Annotated in this window: 12 protein-coding genes; 7 read left to right on the top strand and 5 right to left on the bottom strand. The window is 41.3% G+C overall.

The annotated features are described in order from the left end of the window. Window positions 1-102: 102 nt before the first annotated feature. The 4 genes from ubiG to yfaE all read left to right on the top strand — a co-directional run bounded on the left by ubiG (window position 103) and on the right by yfaE (window position 4889). Window positions 103-825, top strand: a complete 723-nt coding sequence (ubiG, locus tag PSF42_RS09035) for a bifunctional 2-polyprenyl-6-hydroxyphenol methylase/3-demethylubiquinol 3-O-methyltransferase UbiG (protein WP_272679870.1) — start codon at window positions 103-105, stop codon at window positions 823-825. Window positions 826-1183: 358 nt separating this feature from the next. After that, on the top strand, window positions 1184-3475 hold the full coding sequence (nrdA, locus tag PSF42_RS09030; RefSeq protein WP_272679869.1) for a class 1a ribonucleoside-diphosphate reductase subunit alpha: 2292 nt from the start codon (window positions 1184-1186) through the stop codon (window positions 3473-3475). Between the two features lie 11 nt (window positions 3476-3486). Further along, on the top strand, window positions 3487-4623 hold the full coding sequence (nrdB, locus tag PSF42_RS09025) for a class Ia ribonucleoside-diphosphate reductase subunit beta (RefSeq protein ID WP_004259897.1): 1137 nt from the start codon (window positions 3487-3489) through the stop codon (window positions 4621-4623). Between the two features lie 2 nt (window positions 4624-4625). After that, window positions 4626-4889 (top strand): class I ribonucleotide reductase maintenance protein YfaE, encoded by a 264-nt coding sequence (yfaE, locus tag PSF42_RS09020; RefSeq protein ID WP_125891270.1) that lies wholly within the window; start codon window positions 4626-4628, stop codon window positions 4887-4889. Window positions 4890-4960: 71 nt separating this feature from the next. On the opposite strand, the gene PSF42_RS09015 is transcribed toward yfaE, so the two are convergent. After that, window positions 4961-6301, bottom strand: coding sequence for an anaerobic C4-dicarboxylate transporter (locus tag PSF42_RS09015; protein ID WP_125891271.1), 1341 nt, complete (start codon window positions 6299-6301; stop codon window positions 4961-4963). 477 nt (window positions 6302-6778) lie between these two features. On the opposite strand from PSF42_RS09015, the gene tyrP reads away from it, so the two are divergent. Both tyrP and PSF42_RS09005 read left to right on the top strand, forming a co-directional pair. Further along, a complete protein-coding gene (gene tyrP / locus PSF42_RS09010; protein WP_248466648.1) occupies window positions 6779-7927 on the top strand; it encodes a tyrosine transporter TyrP in 1149 nt (382 codons plus the stop codon). Window positions 7928-8157: 230 nt separating this feature from the next. Then, window positions 8158-9087: an Rpn family recombination-promoting nuclease/putative transposase gene (locus tag PSF42_RS09005; RefSeq protein ID WP_272679868.1), complete on the top strand. Its 930-nt coding sequence runs from the start codon at window positions 8158-8160 to the stop codon at window positions 9085-9087. A gap of 103 nt (window positions 9088-9190) precedes the next feature. On the opposite strand, the gene PSF42_RS09000 is transcribed toward PSF42_RS09005, so the two are convergent. Further along, complete coding sequence (locus tag PSF42_RS09000; protein ID WP_125891274.1) at window positions 9191-9733, bottom strand: YfaZ family outer membrane protein; 543 nt, start codon at window positions 9731-9733, stop codon at window positions 9191-9193. A 334-nt stretch (window positions 9734-10067) separates the two neighbouring features. Here PSF42_RS09000 and PSF42_RS08995 point away from each other — a divergent pair, with 334 nt between their 5' ends. Continuing rightward, entirely contained in the window at window positions 10068-11507 is a 1440-nt protein-coding gene (locus PSF42_RS08995) for a catalase (protein ID WP_185746869.1), read from the top strand. 44 nt (window positions 11508-11551) lie between these two features. Here the strand turns inward: PSF42_RS08995 and menE are convergent, their stop codons facing one another. Genes menE through menB form a run of 3 tightly spaced genes read right to left on the bottom strand, consistent with a single transcriptional unit; the run spans window position 11552 to window position 14777 of the window. Further along, window positions 11552-12961 (bottom strand): o-succinylbenzoate--CoA ligase, encoded by a 1410-nt coding sequence (menE, locus tag PSF42_RS08990; protein ID WP_272679867.1) that lies wholly within the window; start codon window positions 12959-12961, stop codon window positions 11552-11554. Continuing rightward, a complete protein-coding gene (gene menC / locus PSF42_RS08985) occupies window positions 12949-13920 on the bottom strand; it encodes an o-succinylbenzoate synthase (protein WP_272679866.1) in 972 nt (323 codons plus the stop codon). Before menC ends, menE begins: the two co-directional genes overlap by 13 nt. Beyond that, the gene (gene menB / locus PSF42_RS08980) at window positions 13920-14777 is read right to left on the bottom strand and encodes a 1,4-dihydroxy-2-naphthoyl-CoA synthase (protein ID WP_125891278.1); all 858 of its coding nucleotides are present in this window, start codon (window positions 14775-14777) and stop codon (window positions 13920-13922) included. Before menB ends, menC begins: the two co-directional genes overlap by 1 nt. Window position 14778 lies beyond the last annotated feature (1 nt).

Here is a 14778-nt window from a genome sequence, read left to right as displayed (position 1 = left end):
CGGGCTACTATTCCCCCTATTAAACGTAGTTTAAATACAGTTTAAATATAACTATCGTTAATAGGCTTTCGGGTAATAGGTTAAAAATAGGAGCTTCTTTGTATGAATGACACCCAAACCCCAACCTACCTTAACGTCGATAAGCAAGAAATCGAAAAATTCGAGTCCATTGCCTCACGTTGGTGGGACTTAGAAGGGGAGTTCGCCCCACTACACCGCATCAACCCATTGCGTTTAGGTTATATTATGCAGCGCGTAGACGGGGTTTTCGGTAAAAAAATTCTTGATGTTGGCTGTGGTGGTGGCATTTTGTCCGAAAGTATGGCGCGTGAAGGCGCGGAAGTGACTGGCCTTGATATGGGCGCAGAACCCTTAATGGTTGCTCGCTTGCATTCTCTTGAGTCTGGTGTTCCAGTTGAATACGTACAAGAAACCGTTGAGCAACACGCAGACAAGCACCCACAAGCCTATGATGTTGTGACCTGCATGGAAATGCTTGAACATGTTCCTGACCCTCAATCTGTCGTTAGAGCTTGCGCTAAATTAGTGAAACCTGGCGGACATGTTATTTTTTCTACCATTAATCGCAATAAAAAGGCGTGGTTAATGGCGGTGGTTGCTGCTGAATATGTGATGAAAATGGTGCCAAAAGGTACCCATGATGCGAATAAATTTATTCGCCCTTCTGAATTGATTAGCTGGATTGATGGAACTCAATTAAAAGATCAGCACATCATAGGGTTACACTATAATCCGTTGACTGACAAGTTCTGGCTTGGCCCGAATGTGGATGTGAATTATATGCTCCATACCATTAGTGAATAACGATTTAGTCACTAAAAGAATAAATCACAAGCAGTACGTTTAAGAAAGCAGCAAACGATCGCATTTTACAAAATTTATTTTAGTCCTCATGTCGGAAGCATTTTTTTTATTAATGCCTTTTACCATGCAGCTTACCGACATGATCATTTTTCTTATCCAACCAGTTATCCACAAGATCCCGCTAATTTGTTCACTTGATAAAATCACACATTAACATTATCTTGTTATGGTATTCTAAACAAACTACTACATATAGTGGTACAACAAAACATAACACAACTAGTCTCATGGCATTACACCATGAGCTTTTTTATGTTTATTTTAAACTATTTGTAGTTCAACCAAGGTGTACTTGCTCATGAACCAGAGTCTGTTAGTCACAAAGCGTGATGGACATAAAGAACGCATTGATCTCGATAAAATCCACAAGGTAATCACCTGGGCTGCTGAAGGCCTAAGTAACGTATCCGTTTCTCAAGTGGAGTTACGTTCACAGATTCAGTTTTATGATGGGATCAGAACTTCTGACATTCACGAAACGATGATCAAAGCAGCAGCCGATTTAATTACGGGTGATACACCTGATTACCAATATCTCGCTGCTCGTCTTGCTATTTTTAACCTGCGCAAGAAAGCCTATGGTCAGTTTGAACCGCCTGCATTATACAAGCATGTTAAACACCTCGTTGAAATGGGGAAATATGACAAGCATTTGCTGGAAGACTACTCTGAAGCAGAGTTCGAGCAAATGGATAGCTTTATAGACCATTGGCGTGATATGAATTTTTCCTATGCTGCGGTAAAACAGCTTGAAGGGAAATATTTGGTTCAAAACCGCGTTACCGGTGAAATCTATGAAAGCGCACAGTTTTTATACATTTTAGTCGCTGCTTGCCTGTTTTCACACTACCCAAAAGAGACGCGTCTTGATTATATTCGCCGTTTCTATGACGCAGTTTCAACATTCAAAATTTCATTACCTACGCCGATTATGGCGGGGGTACGTACTCCAACACGTCAATTCAGTTCTTGTGTACTGATTGAGTGTGGCGATAGCTTAGATTCTATCAATGCAACCTCAAGCGCAATTGTGAAATATGTCTCACAACGTGCAGGAATTGGGGTAAATGCGGGTCGCATTCGTGCATTAGGCAGCCCAATTCGTGGCGGTGAAGCGTTCCATACGGGTTGTATTCCGTTCTATAAGCATTTCCAAACTGCGGTTAAGTCCTGCTCGCAAGGTGGTGTTCGTGGTGGTGCAGCAACTTTGTTCTACCCGATTTGGCACCTTGAAGTTGAAAGCTTATTGGTACTGAAAAATAACCGTGGGGTTGAAGGTAACCGTGTTCGCCATATGGATTACGGTGTGCAACTAAACAAGTTAATGTACGAACGTTTGATTAAAAACCAAGACATTACATTATTCAGCCCATCCGACGTTCCAGGTCTTTATGACGCCTTTTTCGCAGATCAAGACGAATTTGAACGTTTATATGTGAAATATGAAAAAGATGAAAATATTCGCAAATCGAGTGTTAAAGCAGTTGAGCTATTTTCATTAATGATGCAAGAGCGTGCGTCTACTGGCCGTATTTATATCCAAAACGTTGACCACTGTAATACACATAGCCCATTTGACCCACAGGTTGCCCCTGTTCGTCAGTCGAATTTATGTTTAGAAATTGCACTGCCAACTAAGCCATTAAATAACATTAATGACGAAAACGGTGAAATTGCACTGTGTACGTTATCAGCGTTTAACTTAGGTGCGATTGATAGTCTTGATGAATTAGAAGAACTGGCAATATTAGCTGTTCGTGCACTTGATGCCCTGCTTGATTACCAAGATTACCCAATTATTGCGGCTAAACAAGGCTCAATGGGACGTCGTACACTCGGTATTGGTGTGATTAACTACGCTTATTATCTCGCTAAGCACGGCGTTCGCTATTCCGATGGTAGCGCGAATAACTTAACGCACAAAACATTTGAAGCTATTCAATATTATCTATTGAAAGCCTCGAATGACTTAGCGAAAGAGCAAGGTGCGTGCCCATGGTTCAACGAAACAACCTATGCACAAGGCGTTTTACCTATCGATACTTATAAAAAAGAGCTCGATAAGTTAACGAATGAACCGTTACATTATGATTGGGAAGCATTACGTCAAGAAATCAAACAACATGGTCTGCGTAACTCGACGCTGTCTGCATTGATGCCTTCAGAAACATCATCACAGATTTCTAACGCAACCAATGGTATTGAACCACCGCGTGGTTATATCAGTATTAAAGCCTCTAAAGATGGTATCTTGCGCCAAGTGGTGCCTGATTACGAAAATCTGAAAGGCGCTTATGAGCTGCTATGGCAAATGCCTTCAAATAGTGGCTATTTACAACTCGTTGGTATCATGCAGAAGTTTATCGACCAGTCGATTTCTGCTAACACAAACTATGACCCGACTCGTTTTGAGAGCGGCAAAGTGCCAATGAACCAATTGCTAAAAGATTTATTGCTCGCCTATAAGTTTGGTGTGAAAACACTTTACTACCATAACACCCGCGATGGCGCGGAAGATGTTCAAGGCGATCTGGAAGAAGTTGTTGAGTCAGCGGATTCCGATTGCGAAGGCGGCGCGTGTAAAATTTAATAGGAATTGTTATGTCACATACATACACAACGTTTTCACAGAAAAAGAATGACCAAATGCTGGAGCCGATGTTTTTCGGCCAACCCGTTAACGTGGCGCGTTATGATCAGCAAAAGTACCCTATTTTTGAAAAGTTGATTGAAAAACAACTGTCGTTTTTCTGGCGCCCTGAAGAAGTTGACGTGTCGCGCGACCGTATTGACTACAATGCGCTGCCAGATCACGAAAAACATATTTTCATCAGTAATCTGAAGTACCAAACGCTGCTGGACTCTATTCAGGGCCGCAGCCCTAACGTGGCATTATTGCCACTAATTTCGATTCCTGAACTGGAAACTTGGGTTGAAACGTGGGCGTTCTCGGAAACTATCCACTCACGTTCGTATACACATATTATTCGTAATATCGTGAATGACCCTGCTATTATTTTTGACGATATTGTTGAAAATGAAGAAATTTTAAAACGTGCTAAAGATATTTCGGGTTTTTACGATGACCTGATCGAAATGACCAACTACTATCATATGTTTGGTGAAGGCACGCATACTTGCAATGGCAAACAAGTTACTGTTTCTCTGCGTCAATTGAAGAAGCAACTGTACCTGTGCCTAATGAGCGTTAATGCGCTTGAAGCCATTCGCTTCTATGTTAGTTTTGCCTGTTCGTTTGCGTTTGCTGAACGCGAACTGATGGAAGGAAACGCGAAAATCATCAAACTGATTGCGCGTGATGAAGCGTTGCACCTAACGGGTACTCAACACATGTTAAACCTGTTACGCTCAGGGCAAGATGACCCAGAAATGGCCGAAATCGCAGCAGAGTGCGAGCAAGAATGTTATGACTTGTTCGTTCAAGCCGCAGAGCAAGAAAAAGAGTGGGCTGACTACCTATTCAGTGAAGGCTCGATGATTGGTTTAAATAAAGATATTTTATGCCAATATGTTGAATATATTACGAATATTCGCATGCAAGCCGTCGGTCTAAAATTGCCATTTGAAACGCGTTCAAACCCAATTCCATGGATCAACGCATGGTTGGTGTCTGATAACGTACAAGTTGCGCCTCAAGAGGTTGAAGTCAGTTCTTATTTAGTCGGCCAAATTGACTCTCAAGTCGATACCGACGATTTGAGCGACTTCGAACTATAAGCATGGCTAGTCATAAAATCACCCTGCGGTTAACGCAGGGTGTTCAAATCCCCTTCCATACTGAAGTTCATTCGTGTTTGCTGGAAGCCTTAGAAGACAGCTGTATTCCTGTAGAATACCAATGCCGTGAAGGCTACTGCGGTTCATGCCGAGTGACATTATTGCAGGGGAAAGTAGGCTATAGACAAAAACCTATCGCATTTGTGCAGGACGGAGAAATCCTGCCTTGCTGCTGCCATCCGCTATCGGATATTGAAATCGGTTAATTTAAAATAGGTGATTGCACAGCGGCCTATCCGTTACTGTACAATCACTTTTTATTTACTTAATTTATTGGTTATAAATAACCATATAAACCAGCGAATACCCAGCCAAACACACAAGATACACCCACCCCAATTAACCCCGGTAAAATGAAGCTGTGGTTGATAACAAATTTACCAATACGTGTTGTTCCAGAACGGTCAAATTGAATTGCCGCAAGGTCACTAGGGTAAGTTGGTAAAATGTAATATCCATAACACGCAGGTGCGGAAGCGATAATATAAGCCGGGTCAACACCAATGCCTAGTGCAATTGGTACTACAGCAGCCAAAGCAGCTGCTTGTGAGTTAACAAACTTAGAGACTAATAATAAGATAACGGCATAAGCCCAAGGGAAATCTTTCACTAAAGCACCCAATGTGCCTTTGATTTCATCCATGTGGGCACCGAACATGGTTTCCGCCATCCAAGCAATACCATATACGGCGACAATCGCTATCATCCCGGAACGGAATACTTCATTCTTTGAAATTTGCCCCGGATTAGTCTTACAAATAATGATTATCAGCGCACCCGCTAATAACATAAACATCTGAATGACTAAAACCATCGATAACGGCTTACCATTAACTAGAGGTCTTAGCTCTGAGAATGCACCAAGTAGTGCCACAACAGCGATAGAGGCTAAAAAAATCCACATCGCGACCCAGTTAATTTTTGGCAATTTTGTATTTAGCAGTGTCACACTGTCACCATAAACATAATCATGGTTTTCAGGCACTGAGATAAACTCTTGGAATACAGGGTCTTTATCGAGATCTTTACCTCTAAACCAACTGAAAATACCAATGGCAAGAATACCAATTAATGTGGACGGGATAGTAATTGCTAACAAATCAAGGAATTCAAGTGATTGGCCATTGATTGTAACACCGTTTAGCATTGCCACTAATGAAACAACGGCCACTGAAACTGGACTGGCGATAATCCCCATTTGTGCGCCAATACTACTCGCCGCCATCGGTCTTTCAGGACGAATATTATTTTTAATCGCCGCATCATAGATGATAGGTAAAATGGTATACACCACATGCCCTGTACCACACAAAATGGTTAAGATACAGGTCACAAAAGGTGCCACAATAGAGATGTACTTAGGGTTTTTCCGCAGTAGTCGTTCTGCAATTTGCAGCATGACATCCAAACCGCCTGATGCTTGTAGCGTCGCTGATGCGGCAACAACAGCAATGATAACAAGCATAACATCAACAGGCGGTTTTCCAGGCGGTAAACCAAATCCAAAAACTAAAATAACGAGACCAACACCACCTAGTAGCCCGAGTGCCATTCCCCCTTTTTTTGCCCCATAGAATAAACAAACAAGGATAATGGCGAGTTGAATCATAAAGTCCATAGTTCCATCCTTTATATATATGTTTACATATATTATCGGGATGATTTTCAAGCATTAATTTGATTTATGATAACTTCAAAATCAATTTAGTTTTATTTTTTATGCTTTTATTTTGACCTCATCACATAATTTACATTAAGTAACTGACATACTATTCAGTTACCCACCACCTTCATAAAAATCAATCGATTATCATACCATTTTTAACAACTTACCCCATGTAAATTTACCTTTAGTTACTTTAAACCATCATTTTTTCTTTACTTTATTAACGTGCTTATTGCCTTTCATTTCCTACCTACTTGATTAATTGTGTAAATAAAAGATTACACTCCCTGTAATTTACATTTGACAGCGAACTTGCGATCGCATAATCTGCATCACTTGTTAATTATTCAAATTCAATTAGAGGAACTTGTGAAGAATCGTACGCTTGGCAGTGTGTTAATCGTTGCAGGGACAACAATAGGTGCAGGGATGTTGGCAATGCCACTTGCCGCTGCGGGAGTCGGTTTCACAAGCATCGTTTTCTTGCTTGTTGGATTATGGATGTTAATGAGTTATACCTCATTACTATTAGTCGAGGTATATCAACATAACCCCGCAAATATGGGTTTAGGCTCTGTTGCTAAAAAATATCTTGGTCCTGTTGGACAGATAGTGACCGGACTGAGTATGCTGCTATTAATGTACGCGTTAACAACCGCTTATATCGGTGGCGCGGGCGTATTAATTTCAGATAGCCTATCCTCATGGTGGGGAATTAAAATTTCAACCGATACTGCTATTATTGCATTTACTATTATTGGCGGTTCAATTGTCTGTATTGGTACGCATTCAGTCGATTTTATTAATCGAATTTTGTTCACGGCAAAAACAATTTTTTTAGTGATTATGTTAGTTGTGATGATGCCGCATGCTGAAGCCGTGAACCTAAGCACGATGCCAATTGAAAAAGGCCTTATCCTAGCTGCCGTTCCCGTTATTTTTACTTCTTTTGGCTTTCATGGCAGCGTGCCTAGTTTAGTTAACTATATGAATGGAGATGTGCGCAAATTACGCATGATTTTCATTACCGGAAGTGCGATCCCTCTTGTTGCTTATATTCTATGGCAAGTTGCAACGTTGGGCTCTATTCCATCACATACATTTATGGGGATCCTCGCTCAGGAATCCGGCCTTAATGGGTTACTCACAGCCATTCGGGATGTTGTCGCTACGCCTCGAGTCAATATTGCCGTTAGCTTGTTTATGGATTTAGCGTTAGCCACATCCTTCTTAGGTGTTGCATTGGGTTTATTTGATTACCTCGCTGATTTATTCAAGCGGAGCAATCATTTTATCGGTCGTGTTCAAACTGGTTTATTAACCTTTGTTCCACCATTATTAGCCGCCTTATTTTTCAGTAGTTTCGTACAAGCACTAACGTATGCCGCTGTTGCACTCTCGGTCTTAGCACTGATTATTCCTGCACTACTAACATTACGTGTGCGTAAATTAGAAACTCAAGGTGCGTATCAAGTTAAAGGCGGTACACCTATTTTAGCCCTAGTGTTGGTATGTGGTATCGCTGTAATTGCTATCCAATTTTCGATTGTTGCCGGTTTTTTACCAAACGTTGGCTAAATATCTTCCATATTAAGTATACGACCAGTCCCCAAGCATTGATTTATCAAGATTGGGGGCTTTATCCCCCCTTGATAATTAATTTGATTCTCTAAACTCAACCTATTATTCATCACATTTAAAAAACTTCGTTCTATTATTTCGATACTTATCAGAAAATAATTCTGAACAGACAACCTAATCGTTTTACCGTATCTTCGCCATATTGGGGTCTTAATAAGGCGAATTAGGTGAAGAAAAAACAAGTATCCAATATTCATGATGCGGCTTTTAAAGGCATCATGACGAATATCGAAAATGCACGAGATTTTTTTGATATCTATTTGCCTGCACAAATAAAATCATTGTGTGACTTCAATACGTTATCACTTACAAATTCCTCATTTATTGATGAGCAACTCCGCTCGCGATTATCAGATGTGTTATATTCAGTAGAAACAACACAAGGAAAAGGATACCTTTATCTTTTAGTTGAACACCAATCAACGCCTGATAAACTGATGGCATGGCGTCTGATGCATTATGCTTTTTTAGCCATGAATCAGCATATGCAACAAGGAAATAAGAAATTGCCCCTTGTCGTCCCTATCCTTTTCTACCATGGCGGTCGTTCGCCTTATCCTTATACCCAACTTTGGACTGACTGTTTCCCTTTCCCTAATATCGCTAATAATCTTTACACTCAACCATTTCCATTAGTCGATATAACTATCATAGATGATAATGAATTAGTTAATCATCGAAAGATTGCAATAATGGAATTAGCAATGAAACATAAGCACTTACGGGATGAATTTCAGCAGGTACTCCCGCTCTTGGCGCAAGCACTCAATAAACACTATAATAACGATAATGACATCATTACTATTATCAATTATCTGTTCATTGCTTTGGATTCTGCTAATTTCGAACATATCATTCAAGCATTGAGCGAAAAAACAGAAAAACATAAGGGAGCTATTATGAATATCGCACTGCGTTTACAGAACAAAGGCAGAATGGAAGGTCGCCAAGAAGGCAGAATGGAAGGTCGCCAAGAAGCCCAAATAACCATGGCACGCCACCTTCTTAAGAATGGTATTAGCCTGGATATTATCGTTGAATGCACTGGACTAAGCCGCGAAACACTCATGTCTTTAAGTAAAACTAAACACGGTTAATTTCTGGTGGATACCTCTTTGAGTGATTTCCTATTGAGCTAAAGGTATCACAGCCAGCTCCTAGCCATGTCACGACTAGGAACTGTAAATATATTACAACGAATTAGAAAGATAGCCCTGCACCAACATACCAACCATCGGCAAGCTTGTCGCTACTCTTACCATGCGTCCCTTTCATTTCGATCAAGCGATATCCTGCATCAATAGATAATGGCTTAAATACAGTATAACGAGCTCCTGCTTTGGCTTCGACATACGATTTGCTGCCTGAAGTCAGTTGCTCTGGAGCACCGTAAGCTTCACCGTAAATGTTCAGTGAAGGCAGTGCCTGCCAATTTAATCCACCACCTACAGCTAATGCAGAACCACTACTATTATGATCAGGTGATAAATATAACCCCTTACCACCAACGAATGCAGAGAAAGGCCCAACAGGTAAGCCAAATGTGGCACCAATGCTTCCCGTTTGTCCATCATGATCACTGCGAGCCCAAGAACCATTAAATGCTAACCCTGCATTTTGGTTACCTACCCCTGCTGACAGCTCAGTATAATGTTCCCCCGCTTGTGCGCTGACTGAAACTGCATGTGCGGTTCCAACGAATAATGGTGACATCGCAGCTGCCAATAATAATAATTTACGCATTGTTTCATCCTCTTGATATTATTACCTATAGATATTACGCGAATCCTACCCTATTTTCAGCCAATCTTACTTAGATTTACGCTATAGCCTCTATAAAAGCTTGCTTTATTCATTACAAAATTTCACGCATAAAAACATTCAGTGCAAAAAAACACGATAAATACATGTTTTTCGCCTGTAATCACAGTAATTGGTTATATTTATTAGATAATTAATTCCATAATAACTATACTGAATTATAAGTTCATTATATTGAGTTTTTTATTTTCTTACAAAAAATTAACTTATTAGTTAGGTTTGTGTAGTCATTTAATCCAATCAAAGGAGCATTGTGATGAAAAAGAAAGGCCTTACTACCGCCTCGGGCGCACCGGTCGCCAATAATAATAATGTGATGACAGCTGGTAAACGTGGCCCAATGTTATTACAGGATGTTTGGTTTTTAGAAAAGCTTGCCCATTTTGACCGTGAAGTGATCCCTGAAAGACGCATGCATGCAAAAGGTTCTGGTGCTTTCGGTACGTTTACCGTAACCCATGATATTAGCCGCTATACGCGTGCAAAAATTTTCTCTGAAGTCGGCAAAAAAACAGAAATGTTTGCTCGTTTTTCTACCGTTGCAGGTGAACGTGGTGCTGCTGACGCAGAGCGTGATATTCGTGGTTTCGCATTAAAATTTTATACTGAAGAAGGTAACTGGGATATGGTGGGTAACAACACCCCAGTATTCTATTTCCGCGACCCATTAAAATTCCCTGATTTAAACCATGTAGTGAAACGTGACCCGCGATCTAACCTGCGTACAATGGAACACAAATGGGCCTTTTTCTCTCAGTTGCCTGAATCTTTACACCAATTAACCATTGATGCGAGTGACCGTGGTATTCCACAAAGTTATCGTCATATGCATGGATTTGGTAGCCATACATACAGTTTCATTAACAGTAATAATGAACGTTTCTGGGTCAAATTCCATTTCCGTTGCCAACAAGGCATTGCGAATCTATCTGATGAACAAGCTGAGCTATTAGTTGGTAAAGATAGAGAAAGTTCACAGCGCGATCTGTTTGAATCAATTGAAAAAGGGGATTTCCCGCGCTGGAATTTGCAAGTACAAATTATGCCAGAGAAAGAAGCCTCTCAAGTTCCTTATAACCCATTTGACTTAACTAAAGTTTGGCCACATAAAGATTACCCATTAATTGATGTTGGATATTTTGAACTTAATCGTAATCCAGATAACTATTTTGCTGATGTAGAACAAGCCGCTTTTAGCCCTGCAAACGTGGTTCCAGGTATTGGTTTCTCACCGGATAGAATGCTACAAGGCCGTTTATTCTCCTATGGAGATGCTCATCGTTATCGCCTTGGTGTCAACCATCATCAAATCCCAGTGAATGCTCCTCGTTGCCCATTCCATAATTACCACCGTGATGGCGCAATGCGCGTTGACGGTAATAGCGGCAACCATGTGACCTATGAGCCAAATGAAGCCGGTTTATTCCAAGAACAACCCGACTTTAGCGAACCGCCATTATCTATTGAAGGTGCAGCTGACCATTGGGATCACCGTGAAGACCAAGACTATTTCAGCCAACCACGTGCATTATATGAGTTATTAGATGATGCAGAACACCAACGTATGTTTAAACGTATTGCTGGTGAACTTATTGACGCGACTGAAGCCACACAAGTGCGCCAAATCGAGTTATTTAAACAAGTTCATCCTGAATACGGTGCGGGTGTTGAAAAAGCGTTAAAAGCACTAAAATAGTGTAAGTCATTAAGTGGTGGGGATAACCCCGCCACTATTTTGCCCTATTCTTTTATTCTCGCTAACAACCACTTCTTCACTTGTTGCCTAGACACTTTTATTCCCCCTGCTTTCAATTCAGGGTCTAAATAATAAAATGCCATAGGATATTGGTATGGAGCGAGTTTATCTTTTAACCAATCCGCCAGCTGATTTAAATCCACTGACTCATCTGCTTCAATAACCGCGACAGGACGTTGCCCAAACTGCACATCATCAATAGGTATAATAAAACTTTGGCTAACATCAGGATGTGAATTTATGACTGATTCGATATCTTCAGGTTGAACACACTCCCCACCGCTGATAAATAAATTGTCTAGGCGACCAATAATTTGATACTCACCATCAATAAATATCCCTTTATCATTCGTTTTGAACCAGTCATCAATACAATTTAAAGGCTTAATATTCCCATCAAACCAATAACCCAGTGCTTGGCTGTTTGATTGGATCTGAATTTCATCATCCAAGAGACGAATTTGCTTACCTTTCAAAGGTAAACCTACACCTTTCTTGCCATCTGCTCGTTTAGCACAAACTGTAGAAGCCATTTCTGTCATGCCATAGCCGCTCCAACAAGCAATACCATGTTGTTGAGCAAGATCCGTTAACGTTGAAGGAATACTGGCTCCGCCCAATAAAACAGCTTTTAGCGTAAGCTCCACCACCCGTTTATCATTTAATAACCGCCATAACTGGGTCGGTACCAAAGAGGCATGAGTAACGTCATGTAATGCTTGAGCCAAAGGAAGATCTTTTACCGCAAGTGAGCCCCCTTTCAGAAGCCAACGCCAAACAATACCCTGACCAGAGACATGGAATAACGGCAACGACAGTAACCAGCAATCTTCTTGCTGGTAATTCATTAGATTAACAACACCTTCAGCACTATTTAAGTGCGCAGCAACACTGTGAACGGCAGCTTTAGGTAGGCCTGTTGACCCCGATGTTAAAATCAATGTGGCAGGCTGCTGAATAGCCTCTTGAAAAACAGTTAAAGCAACCTCTTCATCACCAATAAAATGATAATAGAGCTGATAATCTAAATTACGATAATTTGCTAATAGATTTGATTCATCAGTAAAATCAATTACCGCACTAATATTCAGATGAGGTAATAATTCTGCTAATAACCGTTCTGGGAGGCGAGGATTTAGTGGTAAAACACGAGCACCACACGCAATAAGAGCCAGCTGACTCAGCAATAACTCAACTGAATTTTTCCCACGCAGAACGATACACTGCCCCTGCGCTACACCTTGCATTGAAAAGTAAGTACTGAGGTCAGTAATTTGTTGGCTAACACTTTCCCAAGTTAGGCGTTGGGAGTCGGTCACTAAGGCAATTGATTTTGGACAAAGATTGGCCCAATGTTGCCAAGGCCAATCTTTAAAGTCATCTAGTTCTGCCATACAAGCGTTAAATCATCTAACTGCTGAAGCGGAATATCACATTGTGGCCAAGGCCGTACCAATTGAGATTGAATAAGCGATACAGTGTCTAAACCAGGAATGGTATTTGGGGTTAACCAGTGTGCTATACGAGCAAGTTGTGTTAAGCCAAAGCTACTTTCAATAGATGAGCTGATCACCGCTTGTAACCCTAAGCGATGGGCTTCTTCCGCCAAATAACGGCAATAAGACAAGCTGCCTGTCAGGGTCGGTTTAATCACAATCGCAGACACCCCTTCTTGTGCCTCTACCATAAAGCCTTCTTCACGTACACTTTCATCCCAAGCAATGCTAATGCCAGTTTCTGCTGCAAATTGCAGTGACTCTTCACGAGTTTTACACGGTTCTTCCAAAAAAGCGATTCGGTCACGGTAGTCTGGATTAACATATTTAGCAAAACCGTCGGCTTTTGTTCGAGTCCAACTGCGATTTGCATCCAGACGCAATTTCAGTTCTGGAACAGCCTCGAGTAACAGGTTAACCACCATACCATCACGAACTGCTTCATATAAACCGACTTTAACCTTAGCGACTTTCTCACCTTCCATTGCATCAAGGCTTAAGATTAAATCGTCAGGATCACCACTACATAAAGGTGCTTTGCGGTAATCCGCTTGTTCGGGAAGTTCCCCTGTTAGCTCCGCGATAGCACAACTACAGCCAAAAGCCACTGAGGGTAATAAACTATTAGAAATTTTGCCTTCTTTCACCCATTCATTCAGTCGTACAATAGTTTCGGCAGTGGCCTCTTCTAATGTTTCACGGCTAAATTCAGGTAGAGGCGAAATTTCTCCCCAACCTTCGTTATCCCCATCTTGTAAACAGACCAAAAGCCCATCACGCGTTTTTAACCGCTGATAACGAAGGATAACGCCTGCCTCCATCGGCAGGCTGAACGAATAAATCTTGGCTTTACGCATTATGGGTTACGCTTATATTTAGAGAAATCAGGCGCACGTTTTTCATTAAAGGCGTTACGGCCTTCTTGCCCTTCGTCTGTCATATAGAACAACATAGTGGCATTACCAGCCAACTCTTGCAGACCTGCTTGTCCATCACAGTCCGCATTTAACGCTGCTTTTAAGCAACGCAGTGCCATCGGGCTATTTTCTAGCATTTCACGGCACCAGCGTACCGTTTCTTTTTCAAGATCTGCATATGGAACAACGGTATTAACCAAGCCCATATCTAATGCTTCTTGTGCATTGTATTGGCGGCATAAAAACCAGATTTCACGCGCTTTCTTTTGCCCTACGATACGTGCCATATAAGATGCACCCCAGCCGCCATCAAATGAACCAACTTTTGGCCCAGTTTGGCCGAAGATTGCGTTATCAGCGGCAATAGTTAAGTCACACATCATATGTAATACATGGCCACCACCGATAGAAAAACCAGCGACCATCGCGACAACAGGTTTTGGACAAGTACGAATTTGGCGTTGGAAATCTAATACGTTTAAGTGGTGTGTACCACTTTCATCACGATATCCGCCGTAATCACCACGAATTTTTTGGTCACCACCGGCACAAAATGCTTTTTCACCTTCGCCCGTTAAAATAATAGTTCCAACTTGGTCATCATAGCGTGCATCAGATAGAGCTTGGATCATTTCTTTCACGGTTTGTGGACGAAAAGCATTGCGCACTTCAGGACGATTAATGGTGATTTTTGCAATCCCTTCGGGGGATTTGTGATAGCGAATGTCTTCAAACCCTGTCGAGCAATCTTGCCATTCGATAGGTGCGTATAATTGTTCTTCACTTGGATAAATCATT

Origin of the sequence: Providencia sp. PROV032 (assembly GCF_028484875.1) — a bacterium.
GTDB classification, from domain to species: domain Bacteria; phylum Pseudomonadota; class Gammaproteobacteria; order Enterobacterales; family Enterobacteriaceae; genus Providencia; species Providencia rettgeri_E.
The sequence above is the reverse complement of the archived record's forward strand: the minus strand, read 5'-3'. Positions and strand labels throughout refer to the sequence as shown.

Bases quoted from the DNA above. Each gene is read 5' to 3' on its own strand.
- ubiG (WP_272679870.1), top strand. From the start codon at position 103: ATGAATGACACCCAAACCCCAACCTACCTTAACGTCGATAAGCAAGAA.
- nrdA (WP_272679869.1), top strand. From the start codon at position 1,184: ATGAACCAGAGTCTGTTAGTCACAAAGCGTGATGGACATAAAGAACGC.
- nrdB (WP_004259897.1), top strand. From the start codon at position 3,487: ATGTCACATACATACACAACGTTTTCACAGAAAAAGAATGACCAAATG.
- yfaE (WP_125891270.1), top strand. From the start codon at position 4,626: ATGGCTAGTCATAAAATCACCCTGCGGTTAACGCAGGGTGTTCAAATC.
- PSF42_RS09015 (WP_125891271.1), bottom strand. From the start codon at position 6,301: ATGGACTTTATGATTCAACTCGCCATTATCCTTGTTTGTTTATTCTAT.
- tyrP (WP_248466648.1), top strand. From the start codon at position 6,779: ATGTTGGCAATGCCACTTGCCGCTGCGGGAGTCGGTTTCACAAGCATC.
- PSF42_RS09000 (WP_125891274.1), bottom strand. From the start codon at position 9,733: ATGCGTAAATTATTATTATTGGCAGCTGCGATGTCACCATTATTCGTT.
- PSF42_RS08995 (WP_185746869.1), top strand. From the start codon at position 10,068: ATGAAAAAGAAAGGCCTTACTACCGCCTCGGGCGCACCGGTCGCCAAT.
- menE (WP_272679867.1), bottom strand. From the start codon at position 12,961: ATGGCAGAACTAGATGACTTTAAAGATTGGCCTTGGCAACATTGGGCC.
- menC (WP_272679866.1), bottom strand. From the start codon at position 13,920: ATGCGTAAAGCCAAGATTTATTCGTTCAGCCTGCCGATGGAGGCAGGC.
- menB (WP_125891278.1), bottom strand. From the start codon at position 14,777: ATGATTTATCCAAGTGAAGAACAATTATACGCACCTATCGAATGGCAA.